Here is a 15,103-nt window from a genome sequence, read left to right on the forward strand (position 1 = left end):
TCCAGGGTGCCATTTTTTTAGCCGGGGGGAGGGCCTAAAAATGCAAGAGCAAGATTTTGCGGATTTAGCCACCAGAATCGCAATATTGGAAACGAAAGGAGAGGCGCAAGAATCAAGGCTGAATTCTTTGGAGATTGACGTTGGCAAAAAGTTTGACCGGCTCGAGGCCAAATTGGACCAGCTCATCGACTCAAGCCAGGGGAGACCGACCTGGACGATTACCTTATCTCTTTCCGCTTTAATGACTATAGCAACGAGCCTTATTGTCTATCTTGTTTCGCGTTAGGAGGTTTTTTATGGTAACTGCTCACGAAATTAAACGAACCCTGACCGAGGTCGTCATTGACCCATCTCATGCAGAAAGAACTGAATCGGCAGAGTTCCGAAGGTCGAAAGCCCGTCTGAAAGAAGACGGGCATTTTAAATGCTTTATTTGCGGAACTTCGGAGGATATTCAGGTCCACCATCTTGCTGAATACTGTTTCGCGACCCTTGTGGATTTCGACAAGTTGAAACAATTTTGTGAGGAATTTGACCCCTATGGGTATGGAAAATTGCTCAAAAATAAGCCTATGAGTGATATCGGAGACGTCCGGAACTGCCTGGCGATCTGCCGTCAACATCACATTGAAAAAGGGACTGGGGTGCATGAAACAACGTTTCCGATCTGGTTAATTCAAAAGTTAGCAAAGACGAATGAAGACCCGGTGCCTCAGGATGGTAAGAAGCCTGAAGTTGTGCTCAAAGAACTTGAAGAAAGGAGTTAACTTATGAGCTATCCAATCGAACAAAACTTTATCCCTGGTCTACCGAAAGAGCCCTACAATGACGGCGTTGGAAACTATGTTGGTGTTATTGGTCATTCGACGGCCAATAATGGAGACTCCGCTGATGGTGAGCGAAACTATGAGGTAACTACTTGGCAGAACGCGTTCGTTCACGCCTTTGTAGATGACCGGAAAATCCTCCAAGTCGCTGACTTCAACTATCTCTGTTATGGTGCTGGGCATTCTGCAAACCATTTAGGGTATGTCCAAGTAGAATTGTGCCAAACTACTGATCCGGTTAAGTTCCAAGCTGCTTACGAGAAGTATGTTTGGTTGCTGGCAAAGCTCCTATATAATAGGAAGCTTTCTGTTGTGGATGGGATAACTTTGATGTCTCATGCTCAAGTTTCAGCTAAGTGGCATGAGACAACACACCAAGACCCAATAGAATATCTGGCAAGCCACGGAAAAACATGGGCTGATTTGGTCGCTGATGTTACGGCTCAATACAAATTGATGGAGGAGGAAGATAGCGTGTTAAACGTTGCAGTTTTATTATTTACGAAGGACGATTTCTGGAGTGGGAATGATGTGGCGGTGAAGAATGGAAACTGCGCCTTGTTTATTAGAACAGCTAACCAGTCTGTTCCGGCTGAGGCCAAAAGTGCCAAACAATTAATCGTTGTGGGAGGCCCGAGTACGGGGCATCCGAACGAAGTGCTCTTGTCAGGTAAGGATAAATATGCCACAGCTGCGGCGGTTGCCAAGTATTTAGGACAATAAAAAAGGGGGGCATTATTAATGTTAAGCTTTATCCTTGCGTCAAAAGTTCTCGTTACCCTTGAAACTGTACTCAGTCTAATTCTGGCGGATTTCATTTTTGGAGTGTTGCTTTCGCTTAGAAACAGCAATTTTAGTTTCAGTAAGCTGCCTCAATTTGTTGAAACGAGCTTGGTGCCCTATATTGGTGGCCTTTTGGTGTTAGCTATCTTTTCCAATGTGAACGCTGAACTTGGGACGTTATTTTTTACTATTGCCGCCACAATTAGTGCGAAGTTCTTGGCTGATATTCTGACTAAAGCAGGGCAATTGTTTAATGGGCTTCAGATTCAAAGTCCGATCACAGTTGGCCAGCCACAGAAAAGTTTATCTATAAATACTGCGACAGATAAGCCTGGAGATGGTGCTTCAACTTCCGCGACGGAAACTACTTCAACCATATAAGTTACGCAATGATTCATTGTACATCAACCCTCATCAATTTTTTGTCGGTGAGGGTTGATATAATTTTATGTAAGAAATTATTGATCTAAGAAAAGAGAATTGATATAATTGGAACATAAGTTCGATAATAAACCAAATATATGTACTAAGAGGCGATAAAAATGAGAGATGTCTGTGCCGAGTGTAATAGGAAATCCTATTGTACGGAACCCTGTGAAGAATGGTTAATTGCCCATGATCAATGTCCTGTGTGCCGGAACAAACTGTTACATATCGGAGGATGCACCGAATGTATTACGGGTGATTGGGCGAAGTGTGGTTAACATGAAAGTCGTTATGGCTCCTATAGAAATGATTGCATGGTTCGATATCCCCGGTACACCGCGTCCGATACGCTTTCGACATGATGGCAATGTGGTTAAGGTTGAGATGATTAAAAGAATATCTGAAGAGAAACTTGCTGGAAATCGTACGAAAATTTATGAGTGCCAAAGCGAGATTCATGGGCAAATGAGAGTTTTTGAACTCAAATATGAGCTGAATACCTGTAAGTGGTTCTTGTGGAAGATATAATGGATCTAAGATTTGATGTTCGATAAGTGGGAGTTTAGCGAAACACTTTGCAATGACATTGAATACTTCTGTATCAATAGCTACTATTTTTTAGTTTAAAACACCATTTTATATTAAATTAAGAATTTGGTTTTCCGAATAGATATCGCTTAATCAGATAGCCTCTAACAAGACCCGCAATTGCTGCAGCTGATGCTTGTGAATAGTTTCCAGATGCATTTTGAATCATATATTCATTTCTCATAAAGGTTCCGAAAACAATAAAAAGTATAGCCTCAGCAAACATGCTAATAAAAACTGCTTTAATTAAGTAATGATCGATTCCGACGAATTTAGGGGTGTAATACAAGAACAGTCCTAATATTGCGCTGTATCCTATGTGAGATAAAACTCCTAGTGCAAGGCTACCTTCCCTTATAAACATCATGCTTGTTGCCTTTGGAGCAGATATTGTAGTGAAACGAAAGTAAATCATTATTTCAGAGAATATTCCCGCAGGTATAGCACCGATTATTGATAGGAACATAGCAATCAAAGGTTTGTCAAATTTTACTTCCACCACATTAACTCCTTCATCGTTTTTGCTATTATCATTTCTCCTCAAGTATTTTCTATACACAAATTGAAAATAGTTCGGTTAAAGACTAGAGTAAGAATAACTATTAAATTACCTTCGCAAAAGACCCATTTAACAAAACTCTTATTAAATATTGACTTGCAATACCCACCATACAAGAGCTAACATGTCCTACGACTAGCAATCGCAGGACATTTTTTTACCACCAATATGTTCCCACAACCCTTGCTGAGGAAGGAGACGAGCCACATGAAAAAAATACGCACCATTGAGAAAGCCCCAATCTTCAATAAACCTCTCCAAAAACTCAGAGTTTGCGCTTACGTTCGCGTTTCGACCAATCAAGCTGAGCAGCAAGAAAGCTTTTTTGCTCAAGTCCAGCATTACACTTCTTATATAAATAGCAATCCAGAATGGAGCTTTACAGGCATTTATAGTGATCAAGGTATATCCGGTAAGAACGCAGCAAAACGACCAGAGTTTATGAGGATGGTTCAGGATGCCGAGAATAAGAAGTTTGACCTGATTATTACTAAATCAATTAGTCGCTTCGCTAGGAATACGACCGATTGTTTGGAAACCGTCCGTAAACTTAAACTACTTGGGATTGCCGTTCACTTCGAGAAGGAGGCTATTAACACTTTAACTGCCGAAAGTGAGCTTATGTTATCCATTCTAAGCTCAGTCGCCGAGGAAGAATTAGCTTCCATCTCACAAAACATGCATTGGAGTAACCAACGGCGTTTTAAGAAAGGGAAGTTCTCGGTCACCACCAAACGGTTTCTAGGTTATGACAAACACAAAAATGGACAACTCGTGATTAATGAAGAGCAAGCCGCCATAGTGAGACGAATTTTCAAAGACTATCTTTCAGGTCTGGGTGCTTTTCGAATCGCCAGAGGTCTTGAAGCCGACGAGATCATAAATATCTCAGGAAATGTTAAATGGGCTGAATCAAGCATTCTAGATATCCTGAAGAACGAGAAGTACTGCGGTGACGCTCGCCTTCAAAAAACCATTACAACGGCCTTATATAATAGGAAGAGAAATTACGGCGAAGCCCCAATGTACTATGTGAAGGATAGTCACCCAGCCATAATTAGCAGAGATGATTTTGAAAAAGTTCAGGAATTGATGGGGGCACGGGCTAAAGCGAAGGGGAATAAAGAGGGCGACCGCGAGAAATACACAAATCGATATGCTTTAACTGGAACCATTGTTTGCGGCAATTGTGGGAATACATTTAAAAGGCATATAGATAATTGTGGTACGGTTGCGGAGTCGGTTTGTTGGATTTGCAACACCTATATAATAGGAAGAAAAAATTCTTGTGGGGTCGGGAGGATTAAAGAAGAGACCATTAAAGGCTTGTTTGTGAAAGTGTTTAACCAGCTTTATAGTAATCAGGCCAAGTTGCTAGGGGATTATAAAGCAAGGTTGGAAATGGAAAAGTTAACTGAGTTAGATAATGAGCGCATCGCGAAGTTAGATGAGGAAATTGAGAAACTCATCAAACAAGAACGGGCGCTCTTTTTAATTGAAGAAAAGGGATATGCAGACCATAATGTAGTTAAAACTGAACACGAGGAATTAGTTAAAACATTGACCCAGCTTCAAACGGAACGATCGGATAGGATGGCTGAAATTAATAAGCGAGATAATCGAATGGTAAGAACTCTAGAACTTGAAGCTGTGCTTGAGGCGCAGGGAGGAAACCTCACAGAATTCAGCGACGATTTGTACCGGAATATGGTTGAAAAAATAGTAGTCAAGGAACGAACTAAATTAATATTTCACTTAAAAAATGGCCTTGTTTTCGAGGAAACTTACGCCTTGAAGCGAGGTCACGATATTTTCTAAGGAGGTTTTATTAATGGCAACAGTAACAGTCATTCCAGCAAAACCGATGCAAGAATTGAAAGGTTTAGAGGCTACAGCAAAACTAAGAGTTTGCGCTTACGCACGGGTTTCCACGGATAATGAAGAGCAATTATCCAGTTATCAGGCGCAGGTTGAGCATTACACCTCATATATTCAGAACAATCCAGCTTGGGAATTTGTTGAGATTTTCTCGGATGAAGGAATTAGCGGCACGAACACTAAGAAACGTGAGGGCTTCAACCGCATGATTGATGAGTGTATGGCAGGTAAGATTGACATGGTCATTACCAAGTCAATTAGCAGATTTGCTCGGAACACTCTGGATACATTGAAGTATGTACGTCAGTTAAAAGAAAAGGGAGTCGCTATTTTCTTTGAAAATGAGGTCGTTAATACGTTAGATTCCAAGGGAGAATTTCTAATAACTTTGCTCGGAAGCCTGGCACAAGAAGAGAGTTCCAATTTGTCTCAGATTACGAAGATGGGAATTAGTTACAGGTTCCAAGAGGGTAAGGTTTTAGTTAACCACAATAAATTCCTTGGGTACACCAAGGATGAACAGGGCCAGTTAGTTATTGTTCCAGAAGAAGCCGAGGTAGTGCAGCGGATTTATCGGGAGTTCTTGGATGGCAAAAGTCCATATAAAATTGCCAGCAATCTTCAAAAGGATGGGTTAATCACTGGGGCAGGCGGTACAAAGTGGTATGACAGTACGGTCATTGGAATACTCAAGAATGTGAAATATATGGGCGATGCACTGCTCCAGAAAACCTACACGACAGATTTTTTAACAAAAAAGCGTGTGAAAAATACTGGACATGCTGCCCAGTATTATGTCGAGGATAGCCATGAAGCTATTATTTCTAAGGAAGAGTTTGCTGCTGTTCAGATGGAATTTGAAAGACGAACGAATATGCGTGGGTATTCCAAGAGTGGGAAGAGCAAGTTCACAAGTGATTATGCTTTTTCCGGGAAGTTGTTCTGTGAGAATTGTGGTTCTAAATTTAGGCGTACCAAATGGGGAAAGGGTAAGAATGAGCAGATTGTCTGGATATGTATTAATCATCAAACGGGTGGAAATGAAGCTTGTGATATGAAGACTATCAAAGAAAAAGCTTTGGAACAGGCTTTTGTTCGGGTTATGAACAGAATCATAATTAAGAGAGAAGCTTATTTAGTAGAAGAGATTAGTTGTGAGGAGAGTGATTATGAGGATATCGATGCCAAGATAGCGGAACTTCAACAAGAGTTGATGAATGTGGTGCGGAATAATCAGGAATATTCATGTTTAACTAATGAGATTGAAAGGTTGCAGGTGCATAGGCAGAGGTTGAAAAGTGATGAGACCGAGAAGGCGTGGAGGGATAGGATGAGAGAAGAGTTCAAGGCCTATCTGGATGCTAGGGACGGCAGTCTGCTGGATAAGTTTGATGGGGATTTGTTCCGAAAGCTGGTGGAGAAGGTTAGAGTAGAGTCGATGGTGGAGGTGGAGTTTGTATTGAAGGCTGGGATAGAGGTTAGAGAAGTGCTGTGACAAATGCAAGACTTATTCGAGATTACTGGTATTTCCTAATAAAGTTCATAAAGGCAAGCAAGGTAGGACAGTAGTGTTGATCTTTGGCTGTTATTAGATAAACCCAGCAGGGCAAAGTAGTTTCATCACCCTTAACTTTCTGTAGCATCTTGAATGCTAGTTCTTCTTCAACAACTCGTGAGGGCAGAAATGCTATCCCGATACCAGACATAACAAACCGCTTGATCACTTCAGCATCGGGAATTTCCATAAACAACTTTGTGGTAATGCCCTGTCCTGAAAGATGTTCTTTGATGTTATGATCGGACGAACATTTTTCCCATATGATCAAAGGGTACTTAGAAAACAAAGTATTCATGGGGAGACCATCATCACTGGTAGGGCAGACTAGAATAAGATCGTCTTGGGCGAATCTTTCTATGTGGACGTTATCGGCTTCCACAGGGCCAAGCAATAGGGCCAGATCCAGTTCTCCTTCTTCAACGGAGCGAGCTATCTGTAAATCGTTATCTATTGTTAGAGACACTTTAATGTTGGGAAAGCGGGAGTAAAACTCTTTAAGAATAGAAGGCAGCAAATAGCTTCCCACAATTGAGCTAGCTCCCAGGCGTACTTCCCCGCGCTCTAAATCATGGAATTGGTCCATCGCTCTACTTGCCTGTTGAGCAAGGATCATAATTCGATCGGCATAGTCATAAAGAGAACGGCCGGCATCAGTGAGAATCACCTGGCGGCCTCGCTGGGAAAATAAATCGAGTCCTAGACTCTTCTCCAAGGAGGCTATTTGCCTTGATACTGCAGGTTGGCTTAAATTAAGCTCTTCCCCGGCCTTGGAATAACTTAAATGCCTGGCAACGGAGTGAAAGAACCTAAGTTGGTTAAGAATTAAATCGGTCAGCTGAACCACCACCTATAATGAATATGCATACAACATATGCAAACTATTCATTTGTATTATAATACTTGTCATGATAATCTGTAAATACAAAGGAGGCAATGACACTAATATGCCAAAAGTAAGCCTTACATCGTATTCTCCCGGTTCCGGCTGAGCTTGTAAAATAGGTCCGGCGGACCTAATGGAAGTGTTGTCGAGTTTACCCAAGGTGGTTGATCCCAAGGTTTTGGCAGGTCGAGACGAAAATGCTGCGGTTTATAAAATAAGCGATGAACTGGCTGTTGTTCAGACTGTCGATTATATTACACCAGTGGTTGACGATCCGTACCAATTTGGAATGATTGCAGCTGCTAATTCTATCAGCGATATTTATGCCATGGGAGTCAAACCTGCCTTTGCCTTAAATATAGTGGGTTATCCCAATCAGACACTGCCCTTAAGTATTTTAGAACAAATTTTAAAGGGTGGAGCTGATAAATCTTCAGAAGCGGGAATATCGATTATCGGTGGTCATTCTGTGACCGACCATGCTCCAAAATATGGACTGGTGGTAACTGGTTTCGCTCATCCCGAAAAGCTCATTACTAAGAAGGGTGCGAAGCCGGGGGATGCCTTGGTGTTGACCAAACCACTGGGTATTGGTGTCATCACCACTGGTATTGACCGCCGCCTAACCACGCCTGCGATGGAAATAGCTGTTATAGAGGAGATGTACCGCCTGAACAGGGATGCTTCAGAAGCTATGGTTGAAGTTGGTGTCTCGGCCTGTACCGACGTAACTGGCTTTGGTTTATTAGGTCATTTGTCCGAGATGCTCTCCTCAAGTGGTGTCGGAGCGAAGATTTACAACTCTGATGTCCCTTTGATCACCGGTGCTATAGAAATGGCCGAAGCTGGGGCCTTTTCTGGAGGGGCGCATAACAACTTTCGCTATATGAGGGACAAGGTGACATGGGAGAATTCAATTTCGAAAGAAATGCGAATGATTCTTTGCGATCCACAAACTTCTGGCGGGCTCTTAATAGCTGTTGATCCTCAAAAGTTAGATACATTCTTGAACACACTTGGGCAGAAAAATGTAGATGCTCGTGAGATCGGAACGATAACAAAGGAAAAAACGTTTCGAGTGTTAGAGTAGAGAAGAACATTACGAAAAGAAAAAAACCAATGAAATTATATATCTTATGAATGTAAACGGGGGAATTATAAATGGTTATCATTAAAGTGTACTCAAACAGTCCCGCAGGCCTTCGCTGAAGCCGTCTCTTGCAAATGGCCCGTGCGGTCAGCGAAAAGTTTGAGCCTGATGTGAAAGTCGATGTCATTTACAAAGGCACCGTGGACATTGTCCTTAATAACGAGGAGGTTATCAGCCCTCCCAACCTTTATGTTGATGATGTAGAACTTGGAAAAGAGGCTACCCAGGATCAACTGGAAACGGTTGTCGCACGGAAGCTGGGGAAAAAATAAGCGTTTTTGTTGCACCGCCATTTTTTATAGACAGGGGGGCTCTATGAATTGAAATTATGAATGGGATGAGTATAGTGGGTATCAAATAATAGCTAGAAATATTCTTGGAGCTCCAGATAAAGCTGATATGAAAATGATTCGGTATACCTATGCTCCAAATGTTAATGTAGAGATTATTTATTAAAGTGATTTGCCTGACATACCTACTCTACCAAATATAGCAGTGGATGACAGGGTACTAGGTAAAGAAGTTACAGCGGAAAAATTAGAAGAAGCCATTAAAGATTTATTACTTGAATCAATTTCATAAATGGTTTTTTTGATGAAGCAACTACTATATATAGTGGTGGTGATTTTATTTTCAGCTATATATGGTACTGTCAAGTCGGTTTTTAGGCATTATGAAATTGATTCACTTGACTGAGAATTATATATTTGAAAAGTTCCAAATCATTTTGTTATGGAATTTGCTCTCAAAGAATGAATGAAATTTATCCTGATAGTGGGGAATTTATATGGTCACTTGGTTTGAAATTTTCGATAAGTTATTACACCCTCACCGTAAAAAACAGGAAAAATTAATGTCCAGAATGATAGAATACAGGGAATTATCGTCTATAGCGTTGGAAAATGAAAACCAGGGCATGTACTCTTTGTTACAGAGGGAATTGAACGAGATGTTCTGCGAATATCTAACCTGGTCTTTTTTGGACGGAATCGGTTTTCTAATTCCTCACGTCCTAATCATGGGATTAATTAGTATCTGGTGGCCGTACTTTGCTCTGCCATTTAAACTTCCCGTAATTGACAATCACGCTTACGTGATTGTCTGGTATCCACTTATAATAATCATTTATTATGTAGGTCACCGGTTACTGCGTAGAAATACTGGGTCAATGTTCAAGCTTACCTGATGACAAGTTAAGATCGGATGAGATTATTGGAGGTGTACACGTATGTTCTTTCATGTAGCGGGAGTTACCGTCAATCCTATTGTTATTATCATCTGGATGGCTTTTGTCGGTTTTGTATTTTCTACCATTGGTGCCGCCGGCGGAATTTTGGCGGGGGTAGGTCACATCACTATCTTCGGAATGAAAAAAGCCAATACTATTAAACCTATGAACCAGATTCTAACTTTAATCAGCCCAATCATTTCTACGCCCTTATATTTACGTGAAAGACGATTGGTGGTCCCGGCAGCTGTAAGTTTAGGTTTAGGCGGCATCATTGGGGCGTTGCTTGGTTCTTGGTTTTCTACCAATTTCCTGAAAGAGATGTCAGCCTATCAACCGATCTTTGGCTTAATTACGTTTGTAATTGCCGGGCGTATGTGGTATGAAATGACCCCAGGATTCCGGGAAAAACAACAGAAAGTAAAAAAAGCAACCAAAGCTTTTGAAGAAAAGGTCAAAGAACTAAAGGCTGCCGGCAAAATGAATGAGATCAAGGAAATCGGCGTTCAATTTAGTGAAATGGGAATAAACAACACCTTTACATTTGCCGGAGAATCCTTTCGTTACAATGTCTTTGCCCCCTTTATTGCCGGAGTGGTTGTTGCAATTATCTCAGCAGCTCTGGGTGTGGGCGGCGGCTTCCTTTTGGTGCCGTTCCTGAGCAGTGCTCTTGGTTTCCCAATGTTCATCGTTGCAGGTACTTCTACTATGTCTATCGTAATTTCTTCTCTGACAAGTATCAGTAACTATCTACGCATGGGAAGTCAATTAGATTTACCTATGGTGGGTTTCGAACTAGTTGGCATTCTGATTGGTTCTTACTTGGGACCAGTCCTTTCCAAACATATTAAAGGCATTTACCTGAAAGGCTTTCTGGCCGTGGTGCTTACTTATATTGGAATTGGCTATGTCTTTGGCCCGATGATTCAGCATGCTTTTGGGTTTTGGATTATTTAATGACGGATATACTAAGAATCTTGTCCAAGTATCATTAGTCAAATGATATTTAAATTTAAAAGGGAGGGCTATTTATGGTAACTATCAAGGTTTTTTCTAATCGTCCTTCTGGAAAAACCTGAACTCGGCTTATCAGTCTAGCCGGTACGGTTAGGGATGCCTACGCTCCAAATGTTAATGTAGAGATTATTTGTAAAGGTGATTTATCTGACATGCCTACTCCACCTAATATATCGGTGAATGACAAGGTGCTAGGTAAAGAAGTTACAACGGAAAAATTAGAGGAAGCCGTTAGAGATTTATTATTTGATTGAAATTATATATTTGAAAGTTCCAAACTATTTTGTTATATAATTTGCTCATAAAGAAGGGAGGACTTCTGTGGGGTTCAGCATAGCAGAACAGTTTAACCTACTGGATTCATTAACTCCTATGAGAATAGACATTTTAATAAGAATATCCTTAAATCCTGGGTTATCTAATGATATAAGACTAATTGCTCTAAGTTTGTTAATTTACAATAATGCTGTAGATTTCTCCCTTTTAGAAGATATCCTATTACAAATGAAGATGACAGAGGATTTAGATACACTTTATGAGCAACTTAAGCTAACTATGGATGCTCATATCTAACTTTTTTATTCGCTCGCGGAGTTTTTTTAATGGTCTCCACAATAACAATACTCATATAGTCTCAGCTCACCAGCATATGGATGGATAGCGGTTTTGTGTAACTGACGTGATGCATGAAGCTACCGCAAAAAACCTTTCTCAGAGATGTGGAGGGTTTTGGCCTAAGGTTATTCAGGCTTCTTGTCAATTCCGAAAGACGGAATGATGCCAAAATAAAGCTAGTTACTTAAGCACATGACAGGGGTGAAGTTGGTATCATATCAGGTGCTGAAAAGTGTTATTTTGGAAGTTGGAGTTTTAGTATGAGTACAGAGTCTATTGAGAAAAAGGCACGAAAAATACTGGGGGTGCCAGATGACGCTGATGTGAAAATGATCCGGCAAGCGTACAGGGAATTGGCTAAAAAGTACCACCCCGATATCAATCCGAATGATAGAAGTTTACCAAAAAGATTTATTCTAATTACAGAGGCTTATGAAATTCTCAGCAGTGGAAAGAATGCCGGGAGACATAGTGGCTTGTCCGCAACAGATGATATTGAAAATAGACCACCTTTTGGTGAGAAACTTTACTGGGATTGGTGGAAGGAAAGATTTGGGAATTTATTCTAACAAAACCTTGTTGTCTGTATTTTTACAAGTTTGAGTGACATTGTAAAACTAACTTTTGTTTTTGTTAAAGTTCAGCTTTGTATAAAAGATGAAATTTGTCAATGGCAAATAGGGATCACTTTGAAATCGAAAATCTCTCAATTTTACATATCAAGCACTAAGGGCAAAACAATCAATTCGTCCCAAATTACCCGAATGGGTAGGTATGATCGAAGTGGAATGGGCTTAAAGAGCGAATCTTTAAAAGTGCAATCAAGGATTTAAGTTAGAAAAGGGCAGAATGTATTAGAAATCAGCTCGTGTTAATAAAGATTACGCTAACTTAAATAATGGGAGAGGATTTTTATTATGTCAGATCTTAATAATGTAACTATTTCTAGTTCCAGTGATTGCTGAGGCAGTTCATCAGGTGCTGGTCAGCACAATGAATCTCAAACGGAGAACTGCCAAATTTGCGGAGGTTCATTAGAATACTTCAATTCGGGTCGGGAACTAGTTTGCGTTCAATGTGGCAAAACCGAAATCGCCAACATTTTCTGTCCTAATGGGCACTATGTATGCGATGAATGTCATGGGAAAGGCCTCTTTGGTGGTGTCAAAGAATATGTTTTGACCAGTAACTCGGCAAACCCTTTTGAAATAGCCGAGTATCTAATGGCTCAAAATAACATACCCATGCTTGGTTGTGAAAATGCTTGGATAGCAGCAGGAGCTTTGATGGCAGCACTCAAGAACGAAGGAACGATTGGGGTAACCAATGAACAAATTGTTGAAGCCTTGAATCGAGCCAAGAGACAAGCCATCGGAGGTTATTGCGGGCTGACAGGGGTATGTGGAATTGTTCCAGCTATTGGGGCCTGTTTTAGTGTTATTTTAGGTGCGGCTTGTCCTAAAGATCAAGAAACGGCAATGACCATGAAAGTCGCCGCAAGAATTGTTGACAAGATTGCTGACGAAACCGGTCCCTGTTGCTGTAAGAACTTTGTGAGAAACGCTTTGAGTGAAGCTGTTATTTTTGTTAAAGAGTATTTTAATGTTTCTTTGCCTTCACCCAGTAAATCAATGATATGTACTTACAGTTCACGTCACCCTCATGGATGCAGAGAGTCTAAATGTTCCTATTTCGAGAGGAACGAGACACCTCAAAATCTTAAGATGGAGATGTCGGAGAAGGCTATTTTGAACTTAAGTCTAAATAAATATGATGATCTTGTACGTAAAGCTGCTGAACTAGGAATTGAAGAAGCAAAGATAATAGATACCAGCACTATATCGGTGGCCGAATGGGCACAATGGAAATGTCAATATGGCTGTGCTTTTTACGATAAAGGTGCTTTTCATCCACCCCTGGCACCAAAAGCTGAAGAGACAAAACGGGTCCTTCAAGAATACGAGAAGGCGTTCCTATTAACGGGTCCTAACGGACCTGAGCTTTCCAGACAGGCCATTAAACTTGAGCATGCAGCCTATTCGCTGGGATATTATAAGGCATTTTCGTTACTCGCCCTTCCTTTTGGTGGGGCTCCTACATGACAAAAGGATAGTAATGTGACTCAGGCTGAGTCACCCGTTTCACCAAAAAAGGATCAAGAGGTTAGACCTTTGATGGAAGCCTGCGGAATAGATGTGTTTAAGACGGCCAGAAATAATGGTTTTAACATTGATACTAAAAAGGAAACGTACGGCAAGTGGAATTACTTTGCCCTCGTGTTACTTGAATAATCACAGGAAACAAGGTAGTTTAACTGGGGCATCCTAATGGGGTGCTCTTCTTAATAAACAAAGTTGGGAAGGTGGAAACACTTGATACCTCCGTTTATCGCAACAGGCATTGGCAGCTTACCAAATACCGACCCAGTTGAGGCAGTTCAAATGGTGAAACAGTTCTTCCCAGACATGCCTCATTGGCCACAGCTACCGAGTAATAATCCTGCCGAAGGGTTAATAGGCCAATATATTGCTCCACTAGTCCGTCTCGGTTTGGTGGATAAAGAATCCGGCAGTGTACCCTTCTTCACTCGGCAATCCGATTGGTTAGATCGTCTCACGGAGTTTTACGACTTGTATCTGAGAATTTCCGAAGGTGACCACGAAGCATTAGATTTCTTTGGCTTTCCTCGTGAATATGCCAAAGGATTTTGGACATTCATCGATGAGTTGTCTAACGGTGATTTTACTCAAGCTAAATTTATTAAAGGTCAGGTTACATGGCCAATCACTCTGGGCCTACAACTCACCGACCAAAATAGAAGGTCGTCGTACTATGATGAGGAACTCCGGGATATCGTTGTGAAAACCATAGCCTTGCAAGCTGAGTGGCAAGTTAAAACCTTAAGCAAATTCAGCAAACCGGTCGTAATTTTCATCGATGAACCAGGACTTTATGGTTACGGGCAATCTACCCATATAACTCTCAATAAACAGGAAATCGTTGATGAACTTAACACTATTGCAGATATGATTCATTCAGCCGGTGGTACTGCAGGGATACATGTATGTGCCAGTACCGATTGGGGAATGCTGCTTGAATCTAGGATTGATATCCTAAACTTCGATGCTTTTGAGTACTTCTCAACCTTATCCCTGTATCCCGATCAAATACAGCATTTCCTGCAAAGAGAGGGAGTTTTGGCCTGGGGAATCGTTCCGACGTCCGAAAAGGTTTTGGCTTATGATGTGGATCAATTGACCCAATTGCTTAACAGTCAGATTGAGACGTTGGTTGGCAAGGGGGTAGACAGGGATGCTCTGCGTAAACAGATTATGATTACTCCAAGCTGTGGAGTGGGTACTCTCACCCCAGATACCGCTGAAAAAGTTTACAGTGTGACTAAAGAATTATCTGTCAAATATCATCTGGTTTGAGTGTAAGAATGATAAATCGTTTCGGGGTACTAACTATCAGTGAAATGCCGGTCGAAGTTGTGGTCTTCGACCGGTCCTTTTTATTATTACGCTCTTTAATTTTTTAACTTAAAAAGAGGTAAAATAGATCTTGACTCTGTACCTAACTATAGACTTT

At 41.0% G+C, this 15,103-nt stretch carries 18 protein-coding genes; 16 read left to right on the forward strand and 2 right to left on the reverse strand.

What is annotated here, in order from left to right:
• The first annotated feature begins 40 nt into the window (after positions 1–40).
• From DEAC_RS11580 to DEAC_RS11600, 6 genes are all read left to right on the forward strand, one after another.
• Positions 41–286 carry a hypothetical protein gene (locus tag DEAC_RS11580; protein WP_047810219.1) on the forward strand — a complete coding sequence of 82 codons (246 nt, stop codon included), beginning with the start codon at positions 41–43 and terminating at the stop codon, positions 284–286.
• A 10-nt stretch (positions 287–296) separates the two neighbouring features.
• Positions 297–767, forward strand: coding sequence for a hypothetical protein (locus DEAC_RS11585; protein ID WP_047810220.1), 471 nt, complete (start codon positions 297–299; stop codon positions 765–767).
• 3 nt (positions 768–770) lie between these two features.
• Positions 771–1,550 carry a peptidoglycan recognition protein family protein gene (locus DEAC_RS11590; RefSeq protein ID WP_053006397.1) on the forward strand — a complete coding sequence of 260 codons (780 nt, stop codon included), beginning with the start codon at positions 771–773 and terminating at the stop codon, positions 1,548–1,550.
• 18 nt (positions 1,551–1,568) lie between these two features.
• Positions 1,569–1,991 carry a hypothetical protein gene (locus DEAC_RS11595; RefSeq protein ID WP_047810221.1) on the forward strand — a complete coding sequence of 141 codons (423 nt, stop codon included), beginning with the start codon at positions 1,569–1,571 and terminating at the stop codon, positions 1,989–1,991.
• Positions 1,992–2,152: 161 nt separating this feature from the next.
• A complete protein-coding gene (locus DEAC_RS23865; protein ID WP_200903123.1) occupies positions 2,153–2,314 on the forward strand; it encodes a hypothetical protein in 162 nt (53 codons plus the stop codon).
• A gap of 1 nt (position 2,315) precedes the next feature.
• Positions 2,316–2,564: a hypothetical protein gene (locus DEAC_RS11600; protein ID WP_047810324.1), complete on the forward strand. Its 249-nt coding sequence runs from the start codon at positions 2,316–2,318 to the stop codon at positions 2,562–2,564.
• Positions 2,565–2,682: 118 nt separating this feature from the next.
• Here DEAC_RS11600 and DEAC_RS11605 read toward each other — a convergent pair whose 3' ends face one another.
• Entirely contained in the window at positions 2,683–3,123 is a 441-nt protein-coding gene (locus tag DEAC_RS11605) for a hypothetical protein (RefSeq protein WP_047810222.1), read from the reverse strand.
• Between the two features lie 267 nt (positions 3,124–3,390).
• Between DEAC_RS11605 and DEAC_RS11610 the strand changes: the two genes are divergently transcribed.
• Together DEAC_RS11610 and DEAC_RS11615 are read left to right on the forward strand one after the other, a co-directional pair.
• Complete coding sequence (locus DEAC_RS11610) at positions 3,391–5,001, forward strand: recombinase family protein (RefSeq protein ID WP_047810223.1); 1,611 nt, start codon at positions 3,391–3,393, stop codon at positions 4,999–5,001.
• A gap of 13 nt (positions 5,002–5,014) precedes the next feature.
• Positions 5,015–6,556, forward strand: a complete 1,542-nt coding sequence (locus DEAC_RS11615) for a recombinase family protein (RefSeq protein WP_047810224.1) — start codon at positions 5,015–5,017, stop codon at positions 6,554–6,556.
• A 22-nt stretch (positions 6,557–6,578) separates the two neighbouring features.
• Here the strand turns inward: DEAC_RS11615 and DEAC_RS11620 are convergent, their stop codons facing one another.
• Positions 6,579–7,466, reverse strand: coding sequence for a LysR family transcriptional regulator (locus DEAC_RS11620; protein ID WP_047810225.1), 888 nt, complete (start codon positions 7,464–7,466; stop codon positions 6,579–6,581).
• Between the two features lie 97 nt (positions 7,467–7,563).
• Here DEAC_RS11620 and selD point away from each other — a divergent pair, with 97 nt between their 5' ends.
• The 8 genes from selD to DEAC_RS11660 all read left to right on the forward strand — a co-directional run bounded on the left by selD (position 7,564) and on the right by DEAC_RS11660 (position 14,946).
• Positions 7,564–8,592 carry a selenide, water dikinase SelD gene (selD, locus tag DEAC_RS11625; RefSeq protein WP_083996092.1) on the forward strand — a complete coding sequence of 343 codons (1,029 nt, stop codon included), beginning with the start codon at positions 7,564–7,566 and terminating at the stop codon, positions 8,590–8,592.
• 134 nt (positions 8,593–8,726) lie between these two features.
• Positions 8,727–8,924 (forward strand): hypothetical protein, encoded by a 198-nt coding sequence (locus tag DEAC_RS23570; RefSeq protein ID WP_161796447.1) that lies wholly within the window; start codon positions 8,727–8,729, stop codon positions 8,922–8,924.
• A gap of 956 nt (positions 8,925–9,880) precedes the next feature.
• Positions 9,881–10,837 carry a sulfite exporter TauE/SafE family protein gene (locus tag DEAC_RS11640; protein WP_047810228.1) on the forward strand — a complete coding sequence of 319 codons (957 nt, stop codon included), beginning with the start codon at positions 9,881–9,883 and terminating at the stop codon, positions 10,835–10,837.
• Between the two features lie 381 nt (positions 10,838–11,218).
• A complete protein-coding gene (locus DEAC_RS11645; protein WP_047810229.1) occupies positions 11,219–11,470 on the forward strand; it encodes a hypothetical protein in 252 nt (83 codons plus the stop codon).
• 302 nt (positions 11,471–11,772) lie between these two features.
• Positions 11,773–12,081, forward strand: coding sequence for a J domain-containing protein (locus DEAC_RS22225; RefSeq protein WP_053006399.1), 309 nt, complete (start codon positions 11,773–11,775; stop codon positions 12,079–12,081).
• A gap of 348 nt (positions 12,082–12,429) precedes the next feature.
• Positions 12,430–13,614 carry a metal-binding double selenoprotein MbdU gene (gene mbdU / locus DEAC_RS24185; protein ID WP_486598910.1) on the forward strand — a complete coding sequence of 395 codons (1,185 nt, stop codon included), beginning with the start codon at positions 12,430–12,432 and terminating at the stop codon, positions 13,612–13,614.
• A gap of 15 nt (positions 13,615–13,629) precedes the next feature.
• On the forward strand, positions 13,630–13,803 hold the full coding sequence (locus DEAC_RS24930) for a DUF2284 domain-containing protein (RefSeq protein ID WP_083996094.1): 174 nt from the start codon (positions 13,630–13,632) through the stop codon (positions 13,801–13,803).
• A gap of 81 nt (positions 13,804–13,884) precedes the next feature.
• Complete coding sequence (locus tag DEAC_RS11660) at positions 13,885–14,946, forward strand: uroporphyrinogen decarboxylase/cobalamine-independent methonine synthase family protein (protein WP_053006400.1); 1,062 nt, start codon at positions 13,885–13,887, stop codon at positions 14,944–14,946.
• Positions 14,947–15,103: the final 157 nt, after the last annotated feature.

It is taken from the genome of Desulfosporosinus acididurans (genome assembly GCF_001029285.1).
In the GTDB taxonomy this organism is placed as follows: Bacteria; Bacillota; Desulfitobacteriia; order Desulfitobacteriales; family Desulfitobacteriaceae; genus Desulfosporosinus; species Desulfosporosinus acididurans.

Bases quoted from the DNA above. Each gene is read 5' to 3' on its own strand.
- DEAC_RS22225 (WP_053006399.1), top strand. From the start codon at position 11,773: ATGAGTACAGAGTCTATTGAGAAAAAGGCACGAAAAATACTGGGGGTG.
- DEAC_RS23865 (WP_200903123.1), top strand. From the start codon at position 2,153: ATGAGAGATGTCTGTGCCGAGTGTAATAGGAAATCCTATTGTACGGAA.
- DEAC_RS11600 (WP_047810324.1), top strand. From the start codon at position 2,316: ATGAAAGTCGTTATGGCTCCTATAGAAATGATTGCATGGTTCGATATC.
- DEAC_RS11585 (WP_047810220.1), top strand. From the start codon at position 297: ATGGTAACTGCTCACGAAATTAAACGAACCCTGACCGAGGTCGTCATT.
- DEAC_RS11640 (WP_047810228.1), top strand. From the start codon at position 9,881: ATGTTCTTTCATGTAGCGGGAGTTACCGTCAATCCTATTGTTATTATC.
- DEAC_RS11615 (WP_047810224.1), top strand. From the start codon at position 5,015: ATGGCAACAGTAACAGTCATTCCAGCAAAACCGATGCAAGAATTGAAA.
- DEAC_RS11595 (WP_047810221.1), top strand. From the start codon at position 1,569: ATGTTAAGCTTTATCCTTGCGTCAAAAGTTCTCGTTACCCTTGAAACT.
- DEAC_RS23570 (WP_161796447.1), top strand. From the start codon at position 8,727: ATGGCCCGTGCGGTCAGCGAAAAGTTTGAGCCTGATGTGAAAGTCGAT.
- DEAC_RS11590 (WP_053006397.1), top strand. From the start codon at position 771: ATGAGCTATCCAATCGAACAAAACTTTATCCCTGGTCTACCGAAAGAG.
- DEAC_RS11580 (WP_047810219.1), top strand. From the start codon at position 41: ATGCAAGAGCAAGATTTTGCGGATTTAGCCACCAGAATCGCAATATTG.
- DEAC_RS11610 (WP_047810223.1), top strand. From the start codon at position 3,391: ATGAAAAAAATACGCACCATTGAGAAAGCCCCAATCTTCAATAAACCT.